The 25,374-nt window shown below is 64.7% G+C and carries 27 protein-coding genes; 10 read left to right on the top strand and 17 right to left on the bottom strand.

Annotated features, from left to right (window positions below):
* Positions 1–132: 132 nt before the first annotated feature.
* The 3 genes from ACPS74_RS08690 to mch are packed head-to-tail and all read right to left on the bottom strand — an operon-like array spanning position 133 to position 2,965.
* Positions 133–1,008, bottom strand: coding sequence for a triphosphoribosyl-dephospho-CoA synthase (locus tag ACPS74_RS08690; RefSeq protein ID WP_029650417.1), 876 nt, complete (start codon positions 1,006–1,008; stop codon positions 133–135).
* Between the two features lies 1 nt (position 1,009).
* Positions 1,010–1,969 carry an ATP-grasp domain-containing protein gene (locus ACPS74_RS08685; protein WP_425622369.1) on the bottom strand — a complete coding sequence of 320 codons (960 nt, stop codon included), beginning with the start codon at positions 1,967–1,969 and terminating at the stop codon, positions 1,010–1,012.
* 15 nt (positions 1,970–1,984) lie between these two features.
* The gene (gene mch, locus ACPS74_RS08680; protein ID WP_029650420.1) at positions 1,985–2,965 is read right to left on the bottom strand and encodes a methenyltetrahydromethanopterin cyclohydrolase; all 981 of its coding nucleotides are present in this window, start codon (positions 2,963–2,965) and stop codon (positions 1,985–1,987) included.
* A gap of 328 nt (positions 2,966–3,293) precedes the next feature.
* Between mch and ACPS74_RS08675 the strand changes: the two genes are divergently transcribed.
* Positions 3,294–3,455, top strand: a complete 162-nt coding sequence (locus tag ACPS74_RS08675) for a hypothetical protein (RefSeq protein ID WP_157055246.1) — start codon at positions 3,294–3,296, stop codon at positions 3,453–3,455.
* Positions 3,456–3,634: 179 nt separating this feature from the next.
* Here ACPS74_RS08675 and ACPS74_RS08670 read toward each other — a convergent pair whose 3' ends face one another.
* A complete protein-coding gene (locus tag ACPS74_RS08670) occupies positions 3,635–4,462 on the bottom strand; it encodes a YgfZ/GcvT domain-containing protein (RefSeq protein ID WP_029650421.1) in 828 nt (275 codons plus the stop codon).
* 99 nt (positions 4,463–4,561) lie between these two features.
* Here ACPS74_RS08670 and ACPS74_RS08665 point away from each other — a divergent pair, with 99 nt between their 5' ends.
* From ACPS74_RS08665 to ACPS74_RS08655, 3 genes are all read left to right on the top strand, one after another.
* Positions 4,562–5,887: a dihydroorotase gene (locus tag ACPS74_RS08665; RefSeq protein WP_029650422.1), complete on the top strand. Its 1,326-nt coding sequence runs from the start codon at positions 4,562–4,564 to the stop codon at positions 5,885–5,887.
* A gap of 95 nt (positions 5,888–5,982) precedes the next feature.
* A complete protein-coding gene (locus tag ACPS74_RS08660) occupies positions 5,983–6,294 on the top strand; it encodes a hypothetical protein (RefSeq protein WP_029650424.1) in 312 nt (103 codons plus the stop codon).
* A gap of 29 nt (positions 6,295–6,323) precedes the next feature.
* Complete coding sequence (locus ACPS74_RS08655) at positions 6,324–6,551, top strand: hypothetical protein (protein WP_029650426.1); 228 nt, start codon at positions 6,324–6,326, stop codon at positions 6,549–6,551.
* A gap of 103 nt (positions 6,552–6,654) precedes the next feature.
* Here the strand turns inward: ACPS74_RS08655 and ACPS74_RS08650 are convergent, their stop codons facing one another.
* Positions 6,655–7,167 carry a hypothetical protein gene (locus tag ACPS74_RS08650; protein ID WP_029650428.1) on the bottom strand — a complete coding sequence of 171 codons (513 nt, stop codon included), beginning with the start codon at positions 7,165–7,167 and terminating at the stop codon, positions 6,655–6,657.
* A 123-nt stretch (positions 7,168–7,290) separates the two neighbouring features.
* Between ACPS74_RS08650 and ACPS74_RS08645 the strand changes: the two genes are divergently transcribed.
* Positions 7,291–9,759, top strand: a complete 2,469-nt coding sequence (locus ACPS74_RS08645) for a TIGR02302 family protein (RefSeq protein ID WP_029650431.1) — start codon at positions 7,291–7,293, stop codon at positions 9,757–9,759.
* 60 nt (positions 9,760–9,819) lie between these two features.
* Positions 9,820–10,020, top strand: coding sequence for a twin transmembrane helix small protein (locus ACPS74_RS08640; RefSeq protein ID WP_029650433.1), 201 nt, complete (start codon positions 9,820–9,822; stop codon positions 10,018–10,020).
* Positions 10,021–10,028: 8 nt separating this feature from the next.
* On the opposite strand, the gene ACPS74_RS08635 is transcribed toward ACPS74_RS08640, so the two are convergent.
* The 7 genes from ACPS74_RS08635 to ACPS74_RS08605 all read right to left on the bottom strand — a co-directional run bounded on the left by ACPS74_RS08635 (position 10,029) and on the right by ACPS74_RS08605 (position 15,482).
* Positions 10,029–10,637, bottom strand: a complete 609-nt coding sequence (locus ACPS74_RS08635) for a TlpA family protein disulfide reductase (RefSeq protein ID WP_244471425.1) — start codon at positions 10,635–10,637, stop codon at positions 10,029–10,031.
* A 29-nt stretch (positions 10,638–10,666) separates the two neighbouring features.
* Positions 10,667–11,956 carry a sialidase family protein gene (locus tag ACPS74_RS08630; protein WP_029650438.1) on the bottom strand — a complete coding sequence of 430 codons (1,290 nt, stop codon included), beginning with the start codon at positions 11,954–11,956 and terminating at the stop codon, positions 10,667–10,669.
* Between the two features lie 495 nt (positions 11,957–12,451).
* Entirely contained in the window at positions 12,452–12,973 is a 522-nt protein-coding gene (locus ACPS74_RS08625; RefSeq protein ID WP_029650440.1) for a hypothetical protein, read from the bottom strand.
* Positions 12,974–13,061: 88 nt separating this feature from the next.
* Positions 13,062–13,535, bottom strand: coding sequence for an energy transducer TonB family protein (locus ACPS74_RS08620; RefSeq protein ID WP_029650442.1), 474 nt, complete (start codon positions 13,533–13,535; stop codon positions 13,062–13,064).
* 62 nt (positions 13,536–13,597) lie between these two features.
* On the bottom strand, positions 13,598–14,314 hold the full coding sequence (locus ACPS74_RS08615; RefSeq protein ID WP_029650445.1) for a hypothetical protein: 717 nt from the start codon (positions 14,312–14,314) through the stop codon (positions 13,598–13,600).
* Positions 14,311–14,838, bottom strand: coding sequence for an ExbD/TolR family protein (locus tag ACPS74_RS08610; protein ID WP_029650448.1), 528 nt, complete (start codon positions 14,836–14,838; stop codon positions 14,311–14,313). Before ACPS74_RS08610 ends, ACPS74_RS08615 begins: the two co-directional genes overlap by 4 nt.
* Positions 14,838–15,482 carry a MotA/TolQ/ExbB proton channel family protein gene (locus ACPS74_RS08605; RefSeq protein ID WP_018406081.1) on the bottom strand — a complete coding sequence of 215 codons (645 nt, stop codon included), beginning with the start codon at positions 15,480–15,482 and terminating at the stop codon, positions 14,838–14,840. Before ACPS74_RS08605 ends, ACPS74_RS08610 begins: the two co-directional genes overlap by 1 nt.
* 707 nt (positions 15,483–16,189) lie before the next feature.
* Between ACPS74_RS08605 and ACPS74_RS08600 the strand changes: the two genes are divergently transcribed.
* Positions 16,190–16,564, top strand: coding sequence for a hypothetical protein (locus ACPS74_RS08600; protein ID WP_029650451.1), 375 nt, complete (start codon positions 16,190–16,192; stop codon positions 16,562–16,564).
* Between the two features lie 76 nt (positions 16,565–16,640).
* Positions 16,641–19,241, top strand: coding sequence for a TonB-dependent receptor (locus ACPS74_RS08595; RefSeq protein ID WP_029650452.1), 2,601 nt, complete (start codon positions 16,641–16,643; stop codon positions 19,239–19,241).
* A gap of 135 nt (positions 19,242–19,376) precedes the next feature.
* Here the strand turns inward: ACPS74_RS08595 and ACPS74_RS08590 are convergent, their stop codons facing one another.
* The 4 genes from ACPS74_RS08590 to ACPS74_RS08575 form a co-directional block, all read right to left on the bottom strand.
* The gene (locus tag ACPS74_RS08590; RefSeq protein ID WP_029650454.1) at positions 19,377–20,774 is read right to left on the bottom strand and encodes an NAD(P)(+) transhydrogenase (Re/Si-specific) subunit beta; all 1,398 of its coding nucleotides are present in this window, start codon (positions 20,772–20,774) and stop codon (positions 19,377–19,379) included.
* Between the two features lie 4 nt (positions 20,775–20,778).
* Positions 20,779–21,231, bottom strand: a complete 453-nt coding sequence (locus tag ACPS74_RS08585) for an NAD(P) transhydrogenase subunit alpha (RefSeq protein WP_018406076.1) — start codon at positions 21,229–21,231, stop codon at positions 20,779–20,781.
* Between the two features lie 37 nt (positions 21,232–21,268).
* Positions 21,269–22,396 (bottom strand): Re/Si-specific NAD(P)(+) transhydrogenase subunit alpha, encoded by a 1,128-nt coding sequence (locus tag ACPS74_RS08580; RefSeq protein WP_029650456.1) that lies wholly within the window; start codon positions 22,394–22,396, stop codon positions 21,269–21,271.
* Positions 22,397–22,467: 71 nt separating this feature from the next.
* Positions 22,468–22,614 (bottom strand): aa3-type cytochrome c oxidase subunit IV, encoded by a 147-nt coding sequence (locus ACPS74_RS08575; protein ID WP_014890813.1) that lies wholly within the window; start codon positions 22,612–22,614, stop codon positions 22,468–22,470.
* 270 nt (positions 22,615–22,884) lie between these two features.
* On the opposite strand from ACPS74_RS08575, the gene ACPS74_RS08570 reads away from it, so the two are divergent.
* Complete coding sequence (locus ACPS74_RS08570) at positions 22,885–23,388, top strand: ferritin-like domain-containing protein (RefSeq protein ID WP_029650458.1); 504 nt, start codon at positions 22,885–22,887, stop codon at positions 23,386–23,388.
* Between the two features lie 196 nt (positions 23,389–23,584).
* On the opposite strand, the gene ACPS74_RS08565 is transcribed toward ACPS74_RS08570, so the two are convergent.
* The gene (locus ACPS74_RS08565; RefSeq protein WP_029650459.1) at positions 23,585–24,352 is read right to left on the bottom strand and encodes a haloacid dehalogenase type II; all 768 of its coding nucleotides are present in this window, start codon (positions 24,350–24,352) and stop codon (positions 23,585–23,587) included.
* 102 nt (positions 24,353–24,454) lie between these two features.
* Between ACPS74_RS08565 and ACPS74_RS08560 the strand changes: the two genes are divergently transcribed.
* On the top strand, positions 24,455–25,309 hold the full coding sequence (locus tag ACPS74_RS08560; RefSeq protein ID WP_051381765.1) for a LysR family transcriptional regulator: 855 nt from the start codon (positions 24,455–24,457) through the stop codon (positions 25,307–25,309).
* The last annotated feature ends 65 nt before the right edge of the window (positions 25,310–25,374 follow it).

The raw sequence follows: 25,374 nt of genomic DNA, 5'->3' as shown, positions 1-25,374 counted from the left end.
CCTCCCAGAATTCCTCATGATCGCGCGCGCCATTCGGCCCCGAGCGATTCTATCCCCTCTTCGGCGCCGAGCGAAAAAGCCCGATCCGACCGGTGGTCAGATAGCCGCGAGTCCATCCCGCGCGCGGCGGACTCAACCATTTTTGCGCGGCCTTGCCAAGATGGCCCCAAGATAATCGGCGAAAAGAACCGCGACGGTCAGATCGGCGCTTGTGCCGGGATTCAACCCACGCTGTTTGAGCGCGCGATCGAAGTCCAACGCCAGATCGAACGCCGCCGCGCGGCCTTTGGCGCTCTTGAGACTCTTTGTAAAAGGCGTCGCCTCGCCGCGGACCGCCTCGGCGGCGGCGAGGCCATGCTTGCGCGCGATATGGCTATCGGGAAAAGCGGCGAGAAAAGCCGCATAGACGGCGAGCGTTCCGAGCGACGCATCGGCGCCGCGCGCGCGCGCCTCCGCGAGGGTCTTAAGGCCAAGGTCGAAAATATCACCAAAGCCATTGGCGTATTGCCAGGCGATGCGGTCTCGGTCGGCGGCGGCCCGCATCGCTTCGAGGAGAGTCGTTTGCGCCGGCGCATGGACGTCATGCTGCGGCGCATCTCCAAGCCCCGCCGGCCGCGCGTGGGCGATGGCGCGAAACGCCGCGTCGGCGTCGTTGATGTCGAGCGCCTGCAGCACGCGCCCGGTCTCCCGGCGTAGATCGGCGCTTTGCGCGGTCGCGGCGGCCTGGGCCAGCGGCGCGCAGAGCAAGATAATGCCGAGATTGGTGTTCTGCCCGACGCGCGCCCGCGTCGCCTCGACCGCGCCGGCGATGCGCGCGCCAACGGTCGATTGCGCCGCGGCGATGAAGGGCGCGGCGGCTTTGGCGCTGGCGAGGAAATCCGCCGTGGTCATGCCATGGCCGTCGGCGAAGACATGGACGTTGCCGGGCTTGGGCGCCTGCAGCTCCGCCTCGCAGGCGGCGACGAAGCCGGTCGCGATCTCTTGCGGGTCGGCCGCGAAATTCGCCACGTCAGCCGCGAAGGCGCATGCGCGTCATTTGCGCAAGCGCGTCGGCCGTGACTCTGTCGGCGATCGAGAAGGGCGTCACCCGCTGCAGTCCGCTCCAGCCCGCCATGCTGTTGACTTCGAGAATAAGCGGCGCGCCGCGCTCATCATTGATGATGTCGACGCCGGCGAAGTCGACGCCGAGCGCCGCGGCGGCGGCGAGCGCGATCTCCGCCTCCCGTACTGAGGGCTCGACGGCGACTGGTTTCGCCCCTTGCCGCACATTGGTGATCCAATGGCTCGAGCGCCGGCGCATGGCGGCGATGATGTCGCCGCCCGAGACGAGAATGCGCATATCTTCGAATGGCGGCCGCGCCGGGCCGACGAAGCGCTGCAGATAAAACACGCCGCGCGCCTCCTGAAGCGACGGCAGATCGTCTTCGCGTTCGATCAGTCGCAGTCCCCAGCCCTGCGCCCCGAAGAGCGGCTTCATCACGAGCGGGCCCTTGGCGCATTCGCGCCGCGCGATGGCGCGCGCCTGCGCGAGAGTCTGAGCCGCGAAAGTCTGCGGCGTCGGCAGTCCGGCCTGCGCCAGAAGAAAGCTCGCCATGGATTTATCGGTGCAGCGTTCGATCGCGCGTGCGCTGTTGAGCACCGGAACGCCAAGCGCTTCCAGGGCGTGCAGGACGCCAAGCCGCATGGTGATCGCTTCCAGCGACCCATCGCCGATGGCGCGAACGATGGCGAGATCGGGCAGGTCGCGACATCCGGGGATGATGAGGCCCTGGGCGCGGCCCGTCTCGATCTTGCAGGCGGAGAGCCTTACGGCGACGGGCGTTGCGCCCTGCGCCCGCAAGGCGCGGAGCGTGCGGATCACATGCCAGTCGAGCTTGTCGGTGAAGACCGCCACGCGCGGCGGCGGCCCTCTATCCTCACTCAAAGGAGCGGTGGGGTCGGATCTATCGAGCAGGTCGAACGCAGTCACAAAACGCCCCGGCGATCACCCGCCAAACGATTTATCCAAGAGCGCCAGATTGATCTCGCCGGCGCGGAAGGTTTCACCGGTCTCGACCGCCGTCACCAGCGCTTCGGCCGGCGAAAACAGGCTGCCGTCGATCTTATAGAAGTCGCCCTTATACGCCTTGAAGATTTCGGCGAACGGCCGGCCGTAGTCGCGCGAGGTGTCGCTCGGCAGCTTTTCGGCGAGCTCCTTGGCGGCGGCGGCCGAGCCCTTCACGAAAAGATGCGCGCGCCCCGCATAAATGATCGCGTCATTGGTGCGGCCCATCGCCTGCACGAAGTCGGGGTGGGGCGGCGAGAGCGGCGCCGTCGCGACGCCGTCGATAATGTCGTCGAGCGGAAAATGCAGCTCATGCGCCTTGTGCAACGCGACTTCGAGCACCCGGCCGACCACCTGAACGCCGCCGGCGAGCGACTGCGTCGGCGCATAAATGAAGGCGACTTTGTCTGGCGTCACGCCTGAGCGCGCGGCGACCTTTTCGACGACTTCCTTGGGCGGCGGCGAACCGCTTTCGAGGACGATGGTGACGCGGTCGGCGAGATCGCGATACGTCAATTCATCGAAGAGCTTTTCGGCCCGCGCCTGGGCGCGCCCTGGCCCCGACCCGAGAGCGAAGAATTTTTCGTGGCTCAGGCTCCAGCCGGCATATTGGCTGGCGAGGCAGGCGACGACGGGATCGGCGCTGGTCACGGTCAGCCAGAACGGCCATTTGGGCGCGGCGGGCGCGTGGGACAGGGTGACGCGCCCAAGTCCGCCCATGCAGATTTCGGTGAGCAGCAGGCCGGCCTCAATGCCTCCCGGGACCTTGGCGCCGGCGTCGATCAGCAATTCGCCGAGACTGCCGCGCTCGACGGCGATCCGATATTTCGCCGCGCCGGCGACGAGACGGTCGACCAGCGCGCCCGCGAGAGCGTTGACGCTTTCGGTCGTACGGCCGCTGATGTTCAGGCTTCCGCTCACGTGTGGCCCTTCCTTCTTTCGCTCTGTGGCGCTGTCCACCCTTGCCCGGCCGTTCTAAGCATAAGCCTGCAGCCGGTTCGAGCCCTGAACTTATAGAGCTTTCCGTCGAAACGAAAGCCGAGCCGCGTCGCAGCGTGTCGCGGACGCGAACCGCCTGGCCATGAAGTTTGAGGGTCGAATGTCACAAAATTTCAATCTTTGTGGGTTTATTAAGGCAACCAATCTGCTGATGAAGCGTTGAGCATCGCCTGTGTGTTTTCGCACATCAAACGAGCGTTTTGCGTGTAGACTGGACAGGACGGTAATTTTTTCGCTGAAGGAAGACGAAATGGACGTGCAGCCGATTGAACGGAACGCCGCCCCGCGCACGACCGGAAACCTTGCGTTGACCGACGTGTTTTACGTCGTCATCGCCATTGCGGTCATTCTCTTCGGCAATATGGCCTTGGTCCGCGCCATGGATGTCGCGCTCGATTCCCTGGTCAGATAGCCCCGATACACGCTTGGCTTGGGCTCGCAGACTCCGCCTTCGGCGGCGGGAGCGCGGCCCAGATGGGCCCTTACGTCATAACCTTCAGCTTCTATCAGCGGTTCTGCGAGGACGTTCCCGAAACCGGATCGACGACCATCGTGGTCGACACGATGCAGGACGAAGCCGCCCGGCCAAGTCTACGCTGCGCCTGGCTCCTCGAAGGACAAGGTCGCCCCTGCCGCCACGGGCGTCGCACCAGCGGCCAGGGCGTCGCCGAGACGGTCGAGACGGATCATGGCGAGACCTTCTCCGTCTTGTCGCGAGCCTGTGACGCCGATTTCAACGTCGCCGGCGCGGATCGCTTCGCCCGGCCCGGGCGCGTCGCCTTGCGCGCGATATTTCGCGACCCGCCGGCGCACCAAGCCGCGATGCTTCATCCGCGACACCACCTCCTGGCCGACGAAACAGCCCTTCTTGAAATCGATCCCGGCGAGGAGATCCATATTGGCCTCGTGTGGAAAGGTTGCGCCATAGTCGAAATCGACGCCGCCCAGCGGCACGCCGGCATGAATGCGCCGGGCCTCGTAGGCGCTCCGACCGTCCTCCGTCGGTATTTTGCCTTTTGCCGCGATGGCGCGGAATCCAAGCGGACCGCGCGGATCGGCGGCGATGACGACGGCCTCGACCTTCGGCGCTTCGGTCTGGTCGGGAAAGGCGATCGCTTCGAGGTCGCCGCTGCGGTTCGTCACCGTCACTTTCGAACGCAACTTGTAAATGTTCAGACGTTTTTCGAGATCGGCGGCAAGGGCGAGCGGACAGTCAAGCAGATAGCCTCCTTCGCCCGCGGCAAAGACCAGAAAATCGAACAAAATCTTGCCCTGCGGCGTCAGCAACGCGGCGTAGCGCGCCTCTCCGGGCTTGAGCGCGGTGACGTCGTTGGTCACCAGATTATGCAGGAACTTGCCTGCGTCTTCGCCCGCAACCTCGATGATTGCGCGGTCATCGAGCAGAATCGCCGTCGTCATTCTTCCGCCTCCGCCGCCAGCTGCTTGAGTCTCGCGCGCCTTTGGCGCATTAGCAACAAAACTCCACCCCGCGACGACATCGCAAGCGAGGCGCCACTCATGCCGCAGGTTTTCGACGTCATCCTCTCCGGCGGCGCGCTCGTCAATCAGGACGGGGAGGGCGCGCGCGACGTCGGCCTTCGTGACGGCAAGATCGCCGAAATCGGCGATCTGTCTCGCGCCTCGGCCGGTGAGACGATCGACTGTCGCGGCCTGCATATTCTGCCCGGCGTCATCGACAGCCAGGTGCATTTCCGCGAGCCCGGCGCGCCGCACAAGGAAGACCTTGAATCGGGATCGCGCGGCGCGGTTCTGGGCGGCGTCGTCGGCGTCTTCGACATGCCCAACACCAATCCGCTGACGACGGGCGAAGCGGAGCTGGCCGACAAGGTGACGCGCGCCACCGGGCGCATGCATTGCGATTTCGCCTTCTGGGTCGGCGGCACGCATGAGAACGCCCGTGACCTCAGCGAATTGGAGCGGCTTCCTGGCGCGGCCGGCGTCAAAGTGTTCATGGGCTCCTCGACCGGCTCGCTGCTCATCGCCGACGACGCCGGCATCGCGGAAGTGCTGTCGCATACGCGCCGGCGCGCCGCCTTTCACAGCGAAGACGAAGACCGGCTGAATCTGCGCAAGTCGTTGCGCATCTCCGGCGATCCGTCGTCGCATCCGGTCTGGCGCGACGTCGAGACGGCGGTGCGCTCGACGCGTCGGCTCATGAACATCGCGCGCGAGAAGGGCGCCCTCGTGCATGTGCTGCACGTGACGACCGAAGAAGAGATCGCGCTGCTCGCCGAGCATAAGGACATCGCCAGCGTCGAAGTGACTCCGCATCATTTGACGATGGACGCGAGCGACTATGCGCGGATCGGCACGCTGGCGCAGATGAATCCGCCGGTGCGCGAGGCGCGCCACCGCGAAGCCCTCTGGCGCGGCGTCGCGCAAGGCGTCGTCGATGTGCTCGGCTCCGATCATGCGCCGCATACGCTTGAAGAGAAGGCCAAGCCTTATCCCAATAGCCCCTCGGGCATGACGGGCGTGCAGACGCTCGTTCCGCTGCTGCTCGATCACGTCAACGCCGGTCGATTGACCTTGCAGCGCTTCGTCGACCTGACCAGCGCCGGTCCGGCGCGGCTCTTCGGCATCGCCGGCAAGGGGCGCGTCGCGGTGGGCTACGACGCCGATCTCACCGTCGTCGACATGAAGCGGCGCGAGACGATCCGCAATTCCTGGATCGCTTCGCGCGTCGGCTGGACGCCCTATGACGGCAAGGAAGTCGTTGGCTGGCCTGTCGGGACGTTCGTGCGCGGCGCCAAGGTCATGTGGGAAGGCGAACTCCTAACGCCTTCGCATGGCGCGCCGATGCGCTTTCACGCGGCGCTCTAACGCTCCTTTTGCAAAGTTTGGGCGAACGCCCGGAACATTGAGAACTCGCGCGCGGTTAGTCGCTCATCCCAATTGCGCGCAAAAGGAGATGAGCCATGCCGCAGGGAGACAAGTCGGCCTATACCGACAAGCAGAAACGCAAAGCCGAGCACATCGAGGAAGGCTACGAGAAACGCGGCGTGCCCGATAAGGAAGCCGAGCGCCGCGCCTGGGCGACGGTCAACAAGGACGACGGCGGCGGCAAGAAATCGGGATCCGGCCGCGGCGCCAAAACGGGCAATCCGGCGGGGCACAAGGGCGGCAGGATCGGCGGTGAAGCTTCCGCGTCGCGTCCCGCTTCGGAACGCTCGGCTTCCGCCAAGAAGGCCGCCGCAACGCGCAAACGCAACGAACAGCGCGCCAGCTAGCGCGAAGCCAAGAGCGACAGGAGAATGCAATGACCGCGCAGAACGACGAGCAGCCGACGAACGAAGGCGAAGGCAACCGCACCGCCGCCAAGCAGTATAACGAGGCGACGAGAAAATTCGTCGAAAGCGGCAAGGTCGACAAAGCGGCGAAGGACGCCGAGCAGGCGATCGAAGGCGACGAAGCGGAAGAGCTGAAGCGCGCCGAAGATGAGGGTCGCTCGCACGCCGCGCCGCATGAGCAGGAGCGCGAAATCTAACTCGATGCTTTGCAGCTGGCGGTCGTTCAACCTGCCGAACGGCCTTCTCCAATCCCGACGCGGCGATTGCCGCCGCGTCGTCTCCCAACGCTTCGGCGAACTTCTAGTCTTCGCTCCAGAAGTAGTGCCAAACGCCGTCCGACCCGATGCCGATGCGCGTCGCGCGCGGCTTTCCTTCAGCATTGGAGCTTATAAGATCGGCGAAACGCACGCAGCGCCACCTCGCGCGCGCCTCGTCCTCATTGGCCGCTGCCTGCGGATGGCGCGCGAAGGCCGGCCATTCATAGAGCGTCGTGGGCCCGCGCACGATCTTGACGAAGGGCTGCGCAAGAATCGAACGGATGAGCGAAATCGTTTCTTGCCCCTTGCGATCGAAGGAAAGCGTCTTCAAAATCTCGATGGGATCGGTTCCGGCCTTAAAGGCGCCGCTCTTGGCGAACAGCGGGCGCGTCTCATTCCAGTCGATCGGAATGCGGAGCGCTTCGATGTCGCCAGTCTCGGTCGCGGCAAGAATCTTGTCGCGGATCCTGGCGACGGGCGCGGGCAGCAGCGCGAGATCGCGGATCGGGGGCGAAATGACGTCTCCAGTGACGTCACCCTTGGGTTTGCGGATCATGCATCATGTTAGCGCGCTCCGCCCTTGATGCGCCAATGCGCTGAATTTGACCATTTTCCTACGGCCAAGATTGTCTGCCCGTAACGAAACCGCCATTGTCATGGGCGCGCTCTCGGAGAATAAATGGACGAGCCTCAGCACCAGAATACGCCCACGGGGAACACGACCTCGCCGCGTCTCGAGGGGATGCTGCGCCGGTCGGCGCTTGCGCTCATCGCCGAGCGCGTCTGGCGGGCCGGCTTGGCGCTCGCCACGATTCTCCTGTTTTTTCTAGCGCTGTCCTGGCTTGGCCTTTGGCAGGCTGCGCCGCTTGAGGCGCGCGTCGGCGGCGTGGCGCTCTTTGGGTTCGCCGCGCTCTATGTCGTCGCGCGGGAGTCTGCGCGCGGCTTGCCGCATCGCGCAGCCGCGCTCGAACGGCTGGACCGCGGCGCCGACGCCGCGCTGCGTCCTGCTTCTTCGCTCGAGGATCGGCTCGCCAGTCCAAACCCCGACGCGGCGGTCGAGGCGCTCTGGGCGCTGCATCGCCAGCGCTTGGAGGCGGCGCTGGCGCAGACCCCCATCGAGGCGCCGCATCCGCGCGTGCCCCAGCGCGACCCCTATGCGCTGCGCGCGTTAGCGCTCGTCGCCGCGGTTGCGGCCGGATTCATGGCGGGCGATGAAAAGCGCGCGCGAATCGCCGCCGCATTTGACTGGCGCACGTCCACGAGCTTCGGGACCGCCGCGCGCGTCGACGCCTGGCTCGAACCGCCCGCCTATACGGGACGTCCGCCGATCGTGCTCGCAAAGGAGAGCGACGCGCCCATCGAGGCGCCGGTCAATTCGATGCTGCGCATCCGTCCCCCAGACTCTGGCGTATCCGTCTCCGGCGGACTGGTCGCCGCGCAGCCCGCCGTCGAAGAGGTGCAAAAGGGCGCGTCGAAAGAGCAGGCGTTCAAACTCTCTCGCGCGGCCCGCGTGTCGCTTTCGGACGGTCGGCGTTTCGATCTCGCGGCGATCCGGGACAAGCCGCCAACCATCGCGCTGACGGAAAAGCCGCGCAACAATGTTCGCGGCTCGATGACGCTTGCGTTCCGCGCCACGGACGATTACGGCGTCGTCGGCGCCGAAGCGGTCTTTAGCGGCCCGCCCAGCGCGCGACGCGCGCTTTACGAGCCGCCGCGTCTTGCGCTCGCTTTGCCGCCCGGCGGCGGCGGTCAGGGCGAGGCCAAGGCGACAATCGATCTCGCCGACAGTCCTTTCGGCGGCGCGAAGCTGGCGATGCGCCTCGTCGCCAAGGACGCCGCGGACAATGAAGGCGCTTCTGAATCGATTGACGTGACTCTGCCGCAGCGGCGCTTCGTCAAGCCGCTCGCGCGCGCGCTCGCCGAACAGAGGCGCATCCTCGCGCTCGATCCGGATTCGCGCTCAAGCGTTCGCGCGGCGCTCGAGGCGCTGTCGATCGCGCCCGAAGCCTTCGATACGCCTGCAGCCGTCCATCTCGGACTCCGCGAGGCGCGCCGCGGTCTCGAGGGTCCGCGCAGCGACGACGAGTTGCGCGGCGTCTGTGACATGCTGTGGGCGATGGCGCTCGGCCTGGAAGAGGGCGACACCTCCCAAGCGGAGCGAGAACTGCGCGCGGCGGAGCGCGAATTGAAGGATGCGATCGCCCGCGGCGACAGCGAGCAGGACATCGCCAGTCGCGCCGAGGAGCTTCGCGCCGCGCTCGATAAATTCCTCCAGCAGCTCGGCAGCCGATTGCCGCCGGAAGGTTCGCCGCGCCAGGAGTCGGAGGGCGGCGCCGACACCCTCACGCCGGACGATTTGCAGGCGATGCTCGACGAGATGGACCGAGCCATGAAATCGGGCGATATGGCGCAAGCGCAAAGGCTCCTTGAGGAACTCCAGGACATTCTCGAAAACGCGCAGACGTCGCAGGGCGCGGGCCAGCGTGGCGGGCGCGGGCGCGAAATGGCGCGCGCGCTCAACGAGCTCGACCGGTTGTCGCGCGAAGAGCAGCAATTGCGCGACGACACGTTCCAGGGGATGAACGCGCCGAGCGACATGGAGACGCGCGGCGCGCGCGGCCATCGTCAGAAGGGTCAGCCGCAGAACGAGGAACTTAGCGACGAACGCCAACGCCAGCAGGCGCTCCGCGAGCGGCTTGAGCGCCAGCAGGACGCGCTGCGCGAGGGCGGCGTCGAAGCCGCCGAAGAACTCGATGATGCGCGCCGCGCGATGAAGGAGGCGGAAGACGCGCTCGGCAAGGCTGGAGAAGGCGGGGCCAGGGCGGTCGATGCGCAAGGGCGCGCCGTGCAGGCGTTGCGTAAGGGCGCCGACAGGCTGGCGCAGCAGATGCGCGGCGAGGGCGACCAAAGCGCCGAAGAAGAGGGCGGAAGCCCTGGCAGGCGCGGGCGCCGCGGCAAGGGCCGCGATCCGCTCGGGCGGGCGCCCGGCGACGGCAATCGCCCCGACGCCTATGGGAAATATGATCCGCTCGGCCTGCCGCCGGCGCAGCGCGCCCATCGCGTGCAGGAAGAGCTGCGCCGCAGGCTCGGTCAGCCCGAACGCCCGCAGGAAGAGCTCGATTATCTGCAGCGCCTGCTGCGGCGATAAACGCCTTGCCCGCGGGCGCGCGCTTCTCTACAGCGCAGCGGGTAGGGAGAAGCGCCGCTCATGCCAAGTTATTCAAATCTGTTGGTCATTGTCGCCGTCGCGGCGGTGGTTCTCGTCGTCGTCGCCGGCTTCATCAATATGTTCCGCGGCGGCGAGGGCGCGCCCGCCCGCTCGCAGAAGCTGATGCGCTGGCGCGTCGGTTTGCAATTGCTGGCGCTTCTCATCGTGCTCGGCGTGCTTTACGCGCGAGGCCGCTGGTAAGCGGCGCTTCACTTGGCTACGCGCTTCTCCAGCCAGTCGACGATCAGCGGATCGTCGACCGCGCCCGTCACCGTCACGACGCCGCCGTCAGGAGCGACGAGCGCCGTGAACGGCAGTTCTCCGCGCCAGGCGCTGTCCGCTTCGAAATAGAGCTTTTCAACAAAGTCGTCGGCGAATCCGTAATGATCCGCGCTTGAGAGCCCGACCTTCTCGAGGCGCGCTTGCGCGCGGGCGCGATCTTCGTCGCTGTCGGTGTTGACGAAGACGATGTCGAATCCCTTTTTCTCGGCGGCGATCTTGGCCCATTGCGGCAATTCCACGAGGCAGGGCGGACAGGTCACCGACCAGAAGTGCACGATGAGCGGCCTGCCGGCGTGTGCCTTGGTCAATTGGCTGAAGCCGCCGCGGCCGTAGGGCTTGAAGTCCATGGCGAAGGCGCCTCCTCCTGCAAGGAGGGCAAAGGCGAGGGCGAGAGACATGAGGCGCATGCGGCGAAGACCCACTGGACGATTTTCATTCCCGGCAGGCCGCAGGCCCGACCGGGAATCGAGAGTGATAAAGCTGGCGCCGTTGATCGTTTCCGGATTGCCGATCACGCGCGGCGCGTGCGTCGCCAATGACAAAGCAGCGCCCATCCGAATTGGCGTCACTGCGGCGCCGCTGCGCTTTTTTCGTCTCGCGGCAGCGGCATCAGGCGATAGCCTTCCTTATGGGTCAACCACGACAAATACGCCGCGCCATTATGGGCGATGAGTTCGGGATGGTCGGAGGCGTCCAAGGTTTGCGCCACGACGCGCGGCGCGCTCCAGCTCTTGCCGTTGTCGCGCGACATCTGCATGGCGATGGTCGTCGTCGCGCCGTCGAATTCCTTCCAGACGCGATACAGGCGGCCCTTGGCCGCGACCAGCGTCGGATGTCCGGCGGCGCGTGCGTCGTCGCCGAATTTCTCCGGCTCCGAGAAGCTTTTGCCTTCGTCGAGGCTGCGCGCGTAATACAGCCCCTGGCGCTTCTTGCCCTTGGTGAACCAGACCACATGCCAATCGCCGGCGGCGTCGATCGCGATCGATGGACCATGATGCGGGCAGCTATTGATCGCCCAGTCGTCGTCGGACACGCGCGTCGCCGTCGCTTGCGCGGCGTCCGCGGAAAGCTTGGCGACCATATGGTCGCGAACATTGCCGTCCAGAACCTGTCGCCAGGTGAAGACCGGCGTGCCGTCCTTGTCGAGCGCGCCTGACATGCGGCAGCATTCGCAGGCGTGGTCGATGAGGATCGACTTGCCTTTGAAGGTCTTGCCGCCGTCGTCCGAATAGGCGAAGGCGACGCCGCTGCCGAGAAACTCCTTGCCTTCGGCCTTGGCTTTGAGCGCATGAGTCTTGTCGAGCCAGCCGGCGTAGATGCGGCCCTTGCGGTTGACGAGAATGCTGTCGAAGCGCTGACCGCCTTCGGCTAGAAGCGCCTGCGGCGTCGAGAACGTCTTGCCGCCGTCGGTCGAGCGAGCGGTGAAGATCGTGCCGATCATCTGCTTGTCGGGCCGCGTCGTATAAGTCGCGAGCAGCGTCCCGTCTTTGAGCGCAACGATTTTCGGACGCGCGTCGCCATGCGCGTCGATCACGCCGTCGCCGATCGTGGCGATCGCAGTCGGCGCGGAGAACGTCGCGCCATTATCGGAAGAGGCGGCCGCGTAAAGGCTCTTGCCGACGGAGAAGGCGACCCACAGCCGTCCGTCCTTCGCAAAGGCGGGAACGGCGGTCGCCGCGCAATCCACCTTCGCTTCGGCGCAGGCGGCGGCGGGATGGTGACTCATCGCGGCCGGCGGCGCTGATTGAGTCGGCGTCGCCGCGTCCTTAGGAGCGTCTGTGGAGGGCGCGCCTTGTTCCGCGCTTACGGCGCCAGAGGCCGCGAACGCCAGTAGGGCAAGAGCTAGACGCTTCATTGGTCCTCCCGATCTCATCTGTGTAGCGGCGCCGTCATCTAAAGTTGAAAGCTTGTTCGGCTACAAAGCCGCCGCCGGGTGGCGGCGGCGCGCGTAAGCTGGAAACGATCTCTTCCGCCATCCTGGCGTGCAAGTCGCTGCTCGCCTCCAAGACTCTATACCTTTGCACACTGCCCGACGGATCAATCTCGAACCGAATGCGCACAAAGCCCCGAGCAGGACGTCGGGGGTCCATTCGGAAACCTTGCGCCGACCTGTCGAGATAGGTGCGTGCGCGCAACATTTCCGAAACGCGGGCTGCGTAAGCGGCGCGCGAAGCCTCGCGATCCGATGCTGCGCGTGTTGGCGTCGTTCCCATTCCGGCGACGAGGGAGGCAAGAGCCCATGTTAATGGGAGAAGGTGACGCATTTTTCTTCCGTTGCGTTTCATCCTTCTCTCCAATTTTTGGCAACCGCGGAGCGATGTCGCGCGCCTTTGGTGCGCGCGCTACTTCGCTAGTGAAATCTGAAACTCTGCACGCCGTCATAGGAGCCGCCGGGCGGCGGCGGCGCCCGCAGGCCCGAGACGATGGAGCGCGCCAATTGCCCGTGGCGGGGCGTCGAGGCGGAAACGAGTGTGACGCTGTCAGTCGCGCCTGAGGCGCCAAGATGAAAGCGAACGACGGCGCTTCCTTCGCCAAGACTCGTCGTGCCCGGCGAGCGCGCCCGGATGAGCTGACCGAGCTTACGCAGATAGGCGCTGTTGTCGGCGTGTTTCTTTTTATCGGCGGCCTTCTCGGCCTTCTCGTCCCGCGCGGCCTTGGGTTTCTGTTCGCGCCCGGCGTCGGTCTTCTCCTCCCGCTTTTCGGTCTTTTCCTCGGATTTCGTATCCTTGCTGTCTTCGCGCTTCGGTTCGGCGCTGTCTTCGGCCTTGGGCTTTTGCGCCTCGTCGAGCGCGCGGGCCGGTCCGCTCGCGCCAAGCGCGCAGGCGAACGCCAATGCAGAAAGACTCAATGTCAGTCGAGAAATGTGCCGCATTTTCTTCTCCTTCGATAAACATGCGCGGGCCTCTTGCGCATGGATTCAATTCAGCCAGGGACCGAAAGTTTTGAACGGCGCGACCGACTCATTTCGGCGTTGCACGGAACTTGAACGTTTGTCCCACATCCATCGATCCGCCCGGCGGCGGCGGCGCTTCGGCGCTCGACAGGATCTTCGTCACCGTCTCGGCGAGGGCGGGGCTGGTCGTCTTGTCGATCGTCACCTTGTCGATCTTGCCTTGCGCATTGACGTGAAAGCTGGCCGTCACCTCGCCGTCGCCAGCAGGACTTTCCGTGGGCGTTCGCTTGGCGATCGCCGTGTAGAGCACGCCGAGGAATTTGCTCTCTGACATCGCCGGCGCAGCGGCTGGGGCTGCCACGCCACCCGTCGCCGCGGGCGCGGCGGGCTTTGGCGCAGCGGCGCGCGCCGGCGCTGTGGTTTGCGCTGGCGCTGCGGGTCGCGCTGGCGCGGCCGTCATGGGCGCGGGCTTGGCGTCCTCGGCATGCGCGCCGCAAGCGGCGAGCGCCGCGGCGATGGTAAGCAATCGCGCGAGCTTCATCAGGCCCCCAATTTCCGGAACGATCTTTAGGCGGCGGGCGCAAGCGTCCGCCGCCGTTCGCGTCAATGGAAGGCGAAAGCCTGGCTCACGAAGGCCGAGCTGCACATGCCGGGTCCGCGTGCGGAGGACACGATCCGCCGCGCGAGCGCCGCATGCGCCGGAGTCGATCCCGAAGCCGAGATGCCCGACAGACCGCCGCCCGCATTGACGTGGAACGTCACGCTCGCGCTGCCGGGACCAAGGCTGGTATTGCCTGGCGTATGCCGGCGAAGCGCTGCGGCGATATGGGCAAGACACGTCGCCTGCGATGCGCCCGAATTCCCGGCCTGTCCCTCAGGCGCGCCGTAGCGTCGACGCGCCTGCGCCTCCTGACGTTGCTGCGCGCGCTGGACCTGTTGCTGCTCGACCTTCGTCTTGACCTTGTCGACGTCTTCCTTCTTGGCCGGCAAGGGCACGGCGTCTGGCGCCATCACCACCGGCGGCGGAAGCGCGATGTCGGGCTCCTCGACCGCTTCGGGCGGCGGCGTGTCGTCGGCCTCGGCGACTTCCTCCTGCTCGAAGAAGTCGCCTTCCGGCACGAGGTCCATGCTGACAGAGTCGAGCGACACCGCCGTTGGCTTCGCCGAATAGGCGAGTATGCCGAAGACAATGACGTGCGCCGCGATGACGAGGACGGTCGTCACCGAGCGCAGCCAGGAGGGCTTGACCGGTTCCGGACCCGAAGGCGGGTTGTCGCCCTCTCGCGCCATGCCTTGCGGACTTAGCGCGAAATCGGTCATTTCAGCGCTCCCGCCGGCGCCGCCGGAGCTTGCGCGGGCAGAGCGCCCGCGGCAGGCGCGGCGCGGCCGAGCGCGGCTTTGGCGCCTTGGCCGGTCTTGCTGCGCGAGTTGGTCATGATCGCGATATGGGTGATGCCGTTCGTCGCAAGCTTATCCATCACCGCGACGACCTCGCCATAGACCGCCTCCGTGTCGCCGCGGATATGAACGACGCGCGATTGGTCGTCGCCCATCATCACCTTGATGCCGTCGATGAGCGCCTCGGGGGAGAGTTCGTCGGCGCCAAGCGCGATCTTGCCCTCCTTGCCGACCGTCACGACGATCGGGTCTTTTTGGTTGATCGGCATCGCGGCGCTCGCCTGCGGCAGATTCACCTTGACGCCCTTAGCGAGCAATGGCGCGGTCACCATGAAGATGATGAGCAGCACGAGCATGACGTCGACGAGCGGCGTCACATTGATTTCGGCGAGCGGCTGATAAAGGCCTTCGGTTGCGCTCTGGCGCTGGCGTGAGGGCATTCCCATTACGCAGCCTCCCGCTCACGACGCGCGCGCGTCTGATGGCCGCTGCACATCAGCAGCGCCTCGTCTTCAATGTAGTGCGCGACCTGCTGTCCGACGCGCGCGAAGGCGGCGCCGATGCGGTTGTAGCCGACCGAGGCGGGGATGGCGGCGGCAAGTCCGTAGGCGGTGGCTGCAAGCGCTTCAGCGATGCCCGGCGCGACGACCGCGAGGCTCGTGTCCTGCGACTGAGCGATGCCGGCGAAGCTCGTCATGATGCCCCACACCGTGCCGAAGAGGCCGACGAAAGGCGCGACCGATGAGATGACGGCGAGATTGGGCAGGCCGCCCTCCGCCTTGGTCAGGAACTCGCGCGCTGCGCGGCTCATATGGTCGGCGATGCGCGCGCGCTTGTCGCCAATCGTCTCGTCCGGGAGATCGAGCGCAAAAGCTTCACGGCCGGCTTCGGCGACGGGCGCGAGAACGCCAACGTCTCCGCCCAAACGCGCCGAACGCGCGGATTTGGCGATGCGGGTGACGGCCACCACGCCTTCGACGATGAGCACCCACGTCCAGATCGACGCGAGCAGCAGCAGGGCCATGACGGCCTTTCCGACAGGACCGGCGTTGAGGAACATGGCGAGAGGGGAAAGCGTGTTGTAATCCATTTTCACTCACTCGTTTCATTGGACGCGCTTGCGGCGATCGCGCAGGCGAAGCGTCAGTTTTTGTTTTGTTATGTCTTCGCGAGACGAGAGGCCGCAAAGCGGCGAAAGCCCGCAATCAGACTCCTGCGCGGCGCGCCCCGGAGTCTAACGCAATTCAGGTAAAATGAATTGAGGGTGGCGCGCGTGCGCCATTCGCGCCATTCGCGGCGAAACTCTCGGGCGGCTGCGTGGCGACGCCGCAATGCCAAATTTCAGACGGGCGCTCTGCGGCGGTCCGCATCGCGGAAGCGACGCGCTCTGGAAGAACGGCTTGGCCTGCATGGGCGTTCAGGCAACAGTCCGGACAGCTACGCGTAGAATGCGTTGGCGAGCCGTCGCGCTGCGTCGACCCTCTCTTCTGCGCGGCGCTTGGGTGCAGACTTGCAACATAAGCGGCATGATCGCAGGCGATTCCGCCTTGGTCCGCGAATGCGTGCGCCGGCCGCGTCGCACCCGATAAAAGAAGGGAGAACATCAGCGCGCAAGCGGCCGCGACGGCAAATGCCGCACGGAATTCCCGACGCATGGCGCGCAACTGTGACATAAATGTCTCTTAGTTGATTTTTTAACCTTTGACAACGCGCGCAGGCTTGGAAAGTCTCGGTTTACCGGTTCATGTGCGATTACGGCGTCGCTAAAGTTAACGGCGTCGAATTCGCCAAGAGCCTATGCGCATTCGACAACTCCTCGCTCTCCTCGCTCTCCTTGCGCTCGTCGCGAGGCTCGTTTCGCCTTGCGAGGCGATGGCGTCGAGATTCGTTGACGCGCCGAACGCGGCGATCGCCAAGTGCCATTTGCTGGCGAACACATCGCCTGTGGCGCAGGGCGAGTCGGATCAAGCGCCTTCGGATCAGCTTGATCACGATGGATGCGCCTGCGCGCTCTGCCAGATCGGCTGGAGCGCACCGCCGCCGGCGGACGCCGTTCTTGCGATCCGTGGCGTCGAACACAATCTCGCGCCGCGTGCGCCGCCGACGCTGGCCTTTGTCCCTTCGCGGCCAAACCGCAGCGCCCCGACGCGCGGGCCCCCTTCCTTCGTCTGATCTGCCGAACGTTGCGACGGCGAAAGCCGTTCAGGTCAGTCGCGCCGCCTTGCCCGGCGCTAGAAGGAAGCATCTCATGTCTCGCCACTCGCTCCTGCGCGGCGTCTCCGCCGGCGCTCTCATGGTTCTTGCGCTTTCAGAACTTAGCGTCACGCCCGCCGCCGCGCAGCAGTCGCTGCCGACCATCGACGTCGGCGGTCAGCGCCGCGGCGTCCCGCGTGGGACACAACGCATCGCGGGCCCCGCGACCGGCACAAACCTGGCTCCGAGCCCGTCCGCAGCGCCTTCGCCGCCATCGATATGGGCGGCGACGCTTCCCGACGGCAAGCCGGCTTTTGTTCAGAAGTGGCAATTGCCCAACACAGTCGCGAGCGTCACGCGCCAACAGATCGACCGTAAAATCAACATCGTCGACACGGAAGACGCGGTCAGATACATGCCGAGCCTGTTCGTGCGCAAACGCAACAGCGGCGACACTCAGGCGGTTTTGCAGACTCGCACTTGGGGCGTCGGGTCCTCGGCGCGCAGTCTTGTCTATGCGGATGATCTGCTGCTGACGGCGCTCATCGGCAACGACAATACGATTGGCGCGCCGCGCTGGGGCCTCGTCGCGCCGGAGGAAATCGAGCGCGTCGATTTCCTCTACGGACCGTTCGCGGCGCAGTACCCAGGCAACTCGCTTGGCGGCGTGTTGAAAATCACGACGCGCATGCCCGAAAAGCTCGAAGTCTCGGTCAGGAACACTACGACGATCCAGGATTTCTCCCAGTGGGGAACGTCGAGAGGCTTCGTCAATAACGTCTCGAGCTTCTTTATCGGCGATAAGGTCGGCGACTTCCTCTGGACGGTCTCCGGCAACTGGCAGCGTGGATCGCAGCAGCCGCTCACCTATGTCACGACGCCGAATTTTTACCCCGGCGGCTATCTGGCGACGAACGTCTATGGCACCACATTCGCCAACGTCATCGGCTCGACAGGCAATCTCGCCAACGATCAGATCAATGCGAAACTCAAGTTCGCTTATGACTTCACCAACACGATCCGCGGCACTTACACATTCGGCTTCTGGTCCAATGATGGTCAGTCTTATCCCGAGAACTACCTTACTGCGGGCAATGCCCCCTTATGGGGCGTGACGACCACGGGGCGCGGCCTGAGCAACGCCATTTTGCAGAATTTCGCGACGCAGGGCCGTTATCGGATCCAGGAAAAGATCATGGTCAACGCCGCGGCGGTGCGCTCCAACAGCGGCGGTCCGTTCGACTTCGAAGTTTCGGCCTCCAATTTTACCTATCTGCAGTCGGATCAGATCTCGCCCTGGTCAGCCGCCGTGCCCTTTGGCGGCTACACGCAGACTGGCCGCGATACGGTCTTCACCGGCACTTATTGGACGCTCTTCGACGCGAAGGGCATCGTGCGGCCGCCAGAAGGAATTTTGCAGGGACACGACATCTCCTTCGGCGTGCACGGCGATCAGTTTCACCTGAACAATCCGGTCTGGCTGACGTCGAACTGGACCGGCGGGACGGACGCGAGCACCGGCGCCGCAGTGACGATCGCTCAGGGCACGACGCGCACGCAGGCGCTCTGGTTCCAGGACGCCTTCTTTATTACGCCGGACCTGAAGTTCACCACCGGTCTTCGCGGCGAGCATTGGACGGCGTCGAACGGCTACAATCAGCAGGCGGGCGTCAACAATTTCGGGACCGCGCTGACAGGCTCGACCCTCTCCTGGCTGCCGATCTACCAGCCCAATCTCTACAGCACCCGCTTCTCGCCCAAAGGATCGCTCGAATACAGGTTCGATGATGATTGGCGCGCCGTCGGATCGATCGGCATGGCGAACCGCTTTCCGACTGTGCGCGAGCTCTACAATCTCGCGACCGTCGGCGTTAATGGCGTCGCTACCAACCCAAATCCCAATTTGCGTCCCGAGTCGGCGCTCAGCAAAGAGCTGATGATCGAGCGCAGGCTCGGACCGGATGGAACCGCACGTGTCTCCTTTTTCGACGAAGAAGTGCGCGACGCCATTATCAACCAGCTGGTCTCCGTGCCCGGGTCAGCCGCGCAGCTGGTGCAAACGCCGACCAATGTACAGCGCATCCGCAACAGCGGCGTCGAAGTGGCGTTTCAGAAGGACAATTTCTACTTCAAGGGGCTTGAGGTGCTCGGCAGCGCCACCTGGCTCAATGCGCGGGTCATCTCCGATCCGACATGGGCGCCAAGCACGTCGAATTTCGAGTTCCCCTGGGCGACGTCCGTCGCCGGCAAGACCGTGCCGAACGTTCCTGAATGGCGCGGAACGCTCGCCTTCACCTATCGGCCGGACGATCACTGGGCGTTCACGGTGGCCGGCAGATATCAGAGCAAGCTGTGGCGCACCTTGGCGAACAATGACCGCGCCTACGGAATCTATTTCGCCTTCGATCCGTTCTTCGTCGTCGACACCAAGATCCATTACAAATGGAACGAACGGTTCTCCGCCGATTTCGGCGTCGATAACATCGGCAACTATCGATACTTCCTGTTCCATCCGTTCCCGCAAAGAACCTTCTATGTCTCCGGACGCTATCAGTTCGGCGAGACCAAGGGGGAGCCAGGCCTGTTCTACACGGGCAATGAAGGCGGCTGGCCGGACGTGGGCGCCTGGTTCCAGCCGGTCGCCTGGAACTGGTGAGGTTCGGGTCGCGACGTGGGAGGCGCACGCTTTGCGCACCTCCCAGCGCACGGCAGTTTCCAAACGCCGTCGGTGACAAACAAAAAAGCCCGGGAGAAACTCCCGGGCTTTTTGTTTTGGCGGCGTTGAAGAGGCTTAATGCGCCAGCGACTTGACGATCGACTCGACGGTCTTCTTGGCGTCGCCGAACAGCATCATCGTGTTGGGTCTGAAGAATAGCTCGTTCTCGACGCCGGCGTATCCCGAGCCCATGCCGCGTTTCAGGAATAGAACCGTCTTCGCCTTTTCGACGTCGAGAATCGGCATGCCATAGATCGCCGACGTCTTGTCGGTCTTGGCGGCGGGATTGGTCACGTCGTTGGCGCCGATGACGAAGGCGACGTCCGCCTGTCCGAATTCGGAGTTGATGTCTTCGAGTTCGAACACTTCATCATAGGGCACATTGGCCTCGGCGAGCAGCACGTTCATATGGCCCGGCATGCGGCCCGCGACCGGATGGATGGCGTATTTGATGTCGACGCCTTCCTTCTTGAGTATGTCGGCCATTTCGCGCAGCGCGTGCTGCGCCTGCGCGACCGCCATGCCATATCCCGGCACGATGATGATCTTGCCGGCGTTCTGCATGATATAGGCGGCGTCTTCCGCCGAGCCCTGCTTGACGTTGCGCGTCTCCTTGCCGCCGGCGGGCCCCGCCACCTCGCCGCCGAAGCCGCCGAGAATGACGGAGATGAAGCTGCGGTTCATCCCCTTGCACATGATGTAGGAGAGGATCGCGCCCGACGAGCCGACAAGCGCGCCGGTGATGATCAGCGCGAGATTGCCCAGCGTGAAGCCGATGCCCGCCGCCGCCCAACCCGAATAGGAGTTGAGCATGGAGACGACGACCGGCATGTCGGCGCCGCCGATCGGGATGATCAGCGTCACGCCCAGCGCGAAGGAGGCGAGAATCAGCAGGAACAGCCAGGCGCCGCTCTGCGTGCCGACAAAGAGCGCCGTCAGCGCCAGCAGGGCGACGCCGAGCATGATGTTGATGGTATGGCGCTCCGGCAGCAGGATCGGCTTGCCGGTCATGCGCTCGGAAAGTTTCAGGAAGGCGATGATCGATCCGGTGAAGGTGATCGCGCCGATCGCCGCGCCGAGCGACATTTCGACGAGGCTGCCGGCGTGAATCTCGTTGGCGTCGCCGATGCCGAAGGCGCGCGGCGCGAAAAAGGCGCCGGCCGCGACAAGCACCGCCGCCAAGCCGACCAGCGCGTGGAAGCCCGCGACAAGTTCGGGCATCTTCGTCATCGGAACGCGCTGGGCGATGAAAGCGCCCGCGCCGCCGCCGATGGCGACGCCGATCACGATCATCAGCAGACCGCCGAAGGAGGGGAAATGCGTCAGCAGCGTCGTCGCCACGGCGATCGCCATGCCGATCATGCCGTAGCGATTGCCCTCGCGAGAGGTGGCGGGCGAGGAGAGGCCGCGCAGCGCGAAGATGAACAGCACGCCGGCGACGAGATAGAGAAGGGCTGCGATATTGGCGCTCATGGCGTCAGCCCTTCTTCTTGTACATGGAGAGCATGCGTTCGGTGACGAGGAAGCCGCCGAAGATGTTCACGCTGGCGAGAATGACCGCGATGAAACCGAAGGCGTTCGCCCACCAGGAGCCCGAAGCCTCGGCGGCGGTCATGCCTTCGACGCCTGCCGCGAGCAGCGCGCCGACGATGATGACGGAGGAAATCGCGTTGGTGACCGACATCAGCGGCGTATGCAGCGCCGGCGTCACCGACCAGACGACGTAATAGCCGACGAACACCGCCATGGCGAAGATCGCCACGCGGAAGACGAAAGGATCAATGGCGCCGCCGGCGAGCCCGTGCGCCGCCGCCGCGGCGGCCGTGTGTGCGAGTTCGTCCGAATAGTGTTGCGCCTGTTCGGCCAGATGGCGGGCGGCCTCGGCCGCCGCCTGCGCCTTCTCGAGCAATTGTTGCGTAGAGTCGGTCATCGCTTAACGCCCCTTAGTTTGATATGCGCGCAGGCGGCTATTTAAAACGCTCGTCGACGACGGCGCCGTCGCGGGTCAGCGCGGTCGCCTTCACCAGTTCGTCGTCCCAATTGATGGCGAGCTGCTTGGTGTCCTTCGAGACGAGCGTCTCGACGAAGGCCAGCAGATTTTTGGCGTAGAGGCTCGACGCCGTCGACGCCATGCGGCCGGCGAGGTTCAGCGCGCCAAGGATCTTCACGCCGTTGTCGACCACCGTTTCGCCGGGCTTGGTCAGTTCGCAGTTGCCGCCGCGCTCGGCCGCAAGATCGACGATGACCGAACCGGCGCGCATGGAGCGCACCATCTCCGCCGAGATGAGCTTGGGCGCCGGCCGGCCGGGGATCAGCGCCGTGGTGATGACGATGTCCTGCTTGGCGATGTGCGCAGCGACGAGTTCGGCCTGCGCCTTTTGATATTCAGGCGACATCTCCTTGGCGTAGCCGCCGGAGGTCTCGGCCTGTTTGAACTCTTCGTTCTCGACGGCGATGAATTTCGCGCCGAGCGATTCGACCTGCTCCTTCGTCGCCGGCCGCACGTCGGTGGCGGTGACGATCGCGCCCATGCGCCGCGCCGTGGCGATCGCCTGCAGACCGGCGACGCCGACGCCCATTATAAAGACTTTCGCCGCCGGGACGGTTCCGGCGGCGGTCATCATCATCGGAAATGAGCGGCCATATTCGGCCATCGCGTCAATAACGGCGCGATAGCCGGCGAGATTGGCTTGGGACGACAGCACGTCCATGGTTTGCGCGCGCGTGATGCGCGGCATGAGCTCCATGGCGAAGGCGATCGCGCCGCTCTTGGCGAGATCGGCAAGCTGAGCCCCCGCGCCAAATGGATCCATGATCGCGATCACCGCGAGATTGGATTTTGCGCCCGCAAGCTCCGCCGCCGAAGGACGGCGCACGCGCAGCGCTACGTCGGCGCCGGTCAGTGCGGCCGCCGCGTTATCGGCGATCGTCGCGCCGGCGGCGGCGTAGTCGCTGTCGGAGAAGCCGGCGGCGGCGCCCGCGCGGGCCTCGACCACGACGTCGGCGCCCAGCCCGATGAATTTCTTGATGGTCTCGGGTGTGGCCGCGACGCGCGGCTCGGATTTATCCGTTTCAGCCAATACGGCGATGCGCATAACGAACTCCGGTTGTGGAAAAACCGTCGCCGCCAGCGTCGCCGACAGCGGAAAAAGCGGAGGCTGTGAACCTAGCGGGCGACGAAGAAGAACAGCAGGAGCAGCAGAACCGCAGTGCTTGCCGCGCCGATTTTCAGCAGCAACAAGAATGTGTTGTAGGTCCTTAGATGCTCGGCCCAGTCGCCGTTCGACTCCGCCGGCGTGCGCAAGCTCGCCATTTCGCTTCCTCCCGATTCTGCTGACGCGCGCGTGACCCCGCGTGCAAAGCCGATGCTAAACGAGCGGAAGCCAGAGGGCAACGGCCTGAAGCTTTTCGAGCCTGCGGCGCCCCGACGCGCACGGCAAGCGCGGCCGAACTCGAACGCGGACCTTTCGGGCGCTCAGGCGCGCCTCTCCGCCTGCATGGGGAACATTCGCGCATCGGCGGCGTTCCACTGCACGCCTGCGGCCCGCGGGCTTCCCCCACATCGTAAAAACGGAGCGGCACGATGGGTCTCTTTTCCAAAGACATCAAAACGATCGACGATCTGTTCGTGCACACGCTGCGCGACATCTACTATGCCGAAAACCAGATCCTGAAAGCGCTGCCCGATATGGTCGAGAAGGCCTCCGATCCGCAGCTGCGGGAAGCGTTCGAGCAGCACCTTAGCGAGACGGAAAATCAGGTGCGCCGGCTCGAGAAGGTGTTTCAGCTGCATGGCGTGGCGCCCAAGGGCATCAACTGCCCGGCGATCGACGGCATCCTCGAAGAGGCCGACGAAATCTCCGGCGAAACCGCTGACAATGAAGTGCTAGACGCGGCGTTGATCGCGAGCGCGCAGGCGGTCGAGCATTATGAGATCACGCGCTACGGCACGCTGATCGCCTGGGCGAAGGAGCTTGGCCGCGAGGACTGCGCGCAGCTTTTGTCGGAGACGCTCGCCGAAGAAAAGAACGCCGACAAAAAACTCTCGTCGCTCGCCGAAGGGCGGATCAACCGCAAGGCCGCCTAACGGAGGGTCGGCTGCAGGAGGCTGATCGACAGGTGATTCACGACGCGGCCTCCAGGTTTAGAGAACTCGGCGCAGAACAAAGCCCCGGACGCTGGTCCGGGGCATTGGTTTGGGAGCGCGGACTTATAGAAATCCCTGCTGCCCCTTCCGCTGCCCGGCTGGGCGGGGAAGCTGGCGCGCCGGCGCCGCACAAGCGTCAATCGAGCGCATATGCCGTCAGTTCGGCGAGCGATTTACCCTCTGCGTCGGCTTTGCTCCCCAACTGCTCGGAAGGCAGACCGAGCCTATTGACCCAAAACGTCGGATAGCCAAACGCCTTTGCTCCGGCCGCATCCCATCCGGCGAAGGCGACGAACAAGATCTGGCTTTTCGCCAGTCCGAACGCATCGACCCCTAGCCGATACGCGTCTGGACTTGGTTTGTACGTCTTCGCCCTATCCGTACTCAGGACATGCTCGAATACGCCGTCAAGCCCGGACGTTGCGATCGATCCCTTGAGCATATCGGGCGTAAGATTGGAGAGGAGCGCCAGACGAACGCCCGCAGACCTTAGAGCCTGCAGGGCCGGCTTCGCGTCCGGCCATGCGCCGAGCGCAAGATATGCGCGAAGGAGTTGATCGCGCGTTTCTCCGCTCAGTTGCAGCTTCAGCGCGCTGCCGGCAAAGACCAGCGCTTCTTCCGATACTTTCATGAAGTCCACATACTGGCCAGACGCCGTTCGCAGCCATGAGTATTCGAACTGACGATTTCGCCACAATTCGGCCAGTCGCGTTCCGTTTCCGGGAAAAAGCGTTTCGGCGAGTGCGTCGATTGGCCTTGGATCGAAGATTGGAAACGCGTCGAAAGCCAATGCTTTGAAGCGCGCCGTCGCAGTTCTCGAAGAACGTCGGGACTGCTCCGGCGATCGCAAGCCGGTCATCGACGCCAGACTTCCCTGGATCAGCTGACGACGATCAATGTGCATGGCCCGGCTCCGTCTTCAAGGGTCGACGGGGAGAAACCTAGTTGATGCAAAGACGCCTCTGCAGCGGTAGTTTTGCCGCCTATGCCAGCAAATTCGCCGCCGATGAACTGGAACGATCTGCGTTACGTGCTTGCGGTGGCGCGCGCAAACGCCATTGCGCCAGCGGCAAAGGCTTTGCGGGTGGACGAGACCACGGTGGCGCGGCGGATTCGGCGCCTCGAACAAGGCCTTGGGTTGACCCTGTTCGAACCGCGCTGGCGCCTGACGGAGATCGGCGCGCATATCGTCGAACGCGCGGAGCGCATGGAAGAGGAGGCCATCGCGATCGCCGAAACGTCGGCTGGCGTCGACTCCGCGGCGACCGGCAGCGTCCGCCTCACCGCGATCCCGCTCATCGCGAGTCGTCTTCTGCTGCCCGCGGTCAAGCAGCTGACTCAAATCTATCCCGGATTATCGCTCGAGGTCATCGCCGAGCCGCGCAATCTCAGCGTCATGCGGCGCGATGCCGACCTCGCGCTTCGCCACGCGCGGCCGCGAGAGGATCAACGCGCGATCACGCGTCGCATCGCAGATCTCGACTACGCCGTTTACGCGCCAACCGCAGTGGACGCACGGCGGCTTTCATGGATTACTTATGAGGCGGAGATGGCCGAGCTTCCACACGTCGCCTGGATCAACCGGGCGGTCAGTCGGCAGGGACATCCGGCGAGCCTTGCCGTCAACGACTCCGAACTGGCCCTGAACGCCGTAAAGATTGGCATCGGAAAGTCGTTGCTTCCCTGTTTGATCGCCGATCGCGAGTCGGGGTTGCGCCGGCTCGGCGACAAAACTCCCGTGCTCAAACGCGAAGTGTGGCTACTCGTCAATCCGGGCGACAGACACGTCCCAAGGATCAGGGCGGTGACGGCCTGGATCGAAGGCATATTCGGCGCGACCCAAAACCCGCACGCAATGTAACTCCGATGCGCAATAAAAAAGTCCCGGGTTTCCCCGGGACTTTCGATTGGTTAGCGCTTTGGTGG

It is taken from the genome of Methylocystis sp. SB2 (genome assembly GCF_049817085.1).
GTDB lineage: Bacteria > Pseudomonadota > Alphaproteobacteria > Rhizobiales > Beijerinckiaceae > Methylocystis > Methylocystis rosea.
Note: the sequence above shows the minus strand (reverse complement) of the source record. Positions and strands in the feature narration are given on the sequence as shown.

What these genes read in the sequence shown, in the direction of transcription:
- ACPS74_RS08595 (WP_029650452.1), top strand. Translation starts at nt 16,641, where the DNA reads ATGTCTCGCCACTCGCTCCTGCGCGGCGTCTCCGCCGGCGCTCTCATG.
- ACPS74_RS08675 (WP_157055246.1), top strand. Translation starts at nt 3,294, where the DNA reads ATGGACGTGCAGCCGATTGAACGGAACGCCGCCCCGCGCACGACCGGA.
- ACPS74_RS08570 (WP_029650458.1), top strand. Translation starts at nt 22,885, where the DNA reads ATGGGTCTCTTTTCCAAAGACATCAAAACGATCGACGATCTGTTCGTG.
- ACPS74_RS08660 (WP_029650424.1), top strand. Translation starts at nt 5,983, where the DNA reads ATGCCGCAGGGAGACAAGTCGGCCTATACCGACAAGCAGAAACGCAAA.
- ACPS74_RS08590 (WP_029650454.1), bottom strand. Translation starts at nt 20,774, where the DNA reads ATGAGCGCCAATATCGCAGCCCTTCTCTATCTCGTCGCCGGCGTGCTG.
- ACPS74_RS08565 (WP_029650459.1), bottom strand. Translation starts at nt 24,352, where the DNA reads ATGCACATTGATCGTCGTCAGCTGATCCAGGGAAGTCTGGCGTCGATG.
- ACPS74_RS08580 (WP_029650456.1), bottom strand. Translation starts at nt 22,396, where the DNA reads ATGCGCATCGCCGTATTGGCTGAAACGGATAAATCCGAGCCGCGCGTC.
- ACPS74_RS08650 (WP_029650428.1), bottom strand. Translation starts at nt 7,167, where the DNA reads ATGATCCGCAAACCCAAGGGTGACGTCACTGGAGACGTCATTTCGCCC.
- ACPS74_RS08600 (WP_029650451.1), top strand. Translation starts at nt 16,190, where the DNA reads ATGCGCATTCGACAACTCCTCGCTCTCCTCGCTCTCCTTGCGCTCGTC.
- ACPS74_RS08655 (WP_029650426.1), top strand. Translation starts at nt 6,324, where the DNA reads ATGACCGCGCAGAACGACGAGCAGCCGACGAACGAAGGCGAAGGCAAC.
- ACPS74_RS08630 (WP_029650438.1), bottom strand. Translation starts at nt 11,956, where the DNA reads ATGAAGCGTCTAGCTCTTGCCCTACTGGCGTTCGCGGCCTCTGGCGCC.
- ACPS74_RS08620 (WP_029650442.1), bottom strand. Translation starts at nt 13,535, where the DNA reads ATGAAGCTCGCGCGATTGCTTACCATCGCCGCGGCGCTCGCCGCTTGC.
- ACPS74_RS08665 (WP_029650422.1), top strand. Translation starts at nt 4,562, where the DNA reads ATGCCGCAGGTTTTCGACGTCATCCTCTCCGGCGGCGCGCTCGTCAAT.
- ACPS74_RS08610 (WP_029650448.1), bottom strand. Translation starts at nt 14,838, where the DNA reads ATGGGAATGCCCTCACGCCAGCGCCAGAGCGCAACCGAAGGCCTTTAT.
- ACPS74_RS08670 (WP_029650421.1), bottom strand. Translation starts at nt 4,462, where the DNA reads ATGACGACGGCGATTCTGCTCGATGACCGCGCAATCATCGAGGTTGCG.
- ACPS74_RS08560 (WP_051381765.1), top strand. Translation starts at nt 24,455, where the DNA reads ATGAACTGGAACGATCTGCGTTACGTGCTTGCGGTGGCGCGCGCAAAC.
- ACPS74_RS08605 (WP_018406081.1), bottom strand. Translation starts at nt 15,482, where the DNA reads ATGGATTACAACACGCTTTCCCCTCTCGCCATGTTCCTCAACGCCGGT.
- ACPS74_RS08625 (WP_029650440.1), bottom strand. Translation starts at nt 12,973, where the DNA reads ATGCGGCACATTTCTCGACTGACATTGAGTCTTTCTGCATTGGCGTTC.
- ACPS74_RS08640 (WP_029650433.1), top strand. Translation starts at nt 9,820, where the DNA reads ATGCCAAGTTATTCAAATCTGTTGGTCATTGTCGCCGTCGCGGCGGTG.
- ACPS74_RS08585 (WP_018406076.1), bottom strand. Translation starts at nt 21,231, where the DNA reads ATGACCGACTCTACGCAACAATTGCTCGAGAAGGCGCAGGCGGCGGCC.
- ACPS74_RS08575 (WP_014890813.1), bottom strand. Translation starts at nt 22,614, where the DNA reads ATGGCGAGCTTGCGCACGCCGGCGGAGTCGAACGGCGACTGGGCCGAG.
- ACPS74_RS08615 (WP_029650445.1), bottom strand. Translation starts at nt 14,314, where the DNA reads ATGACCGATTTCGCGCTAAGTCCGCAAGGCATGGCGCGAGAGGGCGAC.
- ACPS74_RS08645 (WP_029650431.1), top strand. Translation starts at nt 7,291, where the DNA reads ATGGACGAGCCTCAGCACCAGAATACGCCCACGGGGAACACGACCTCG.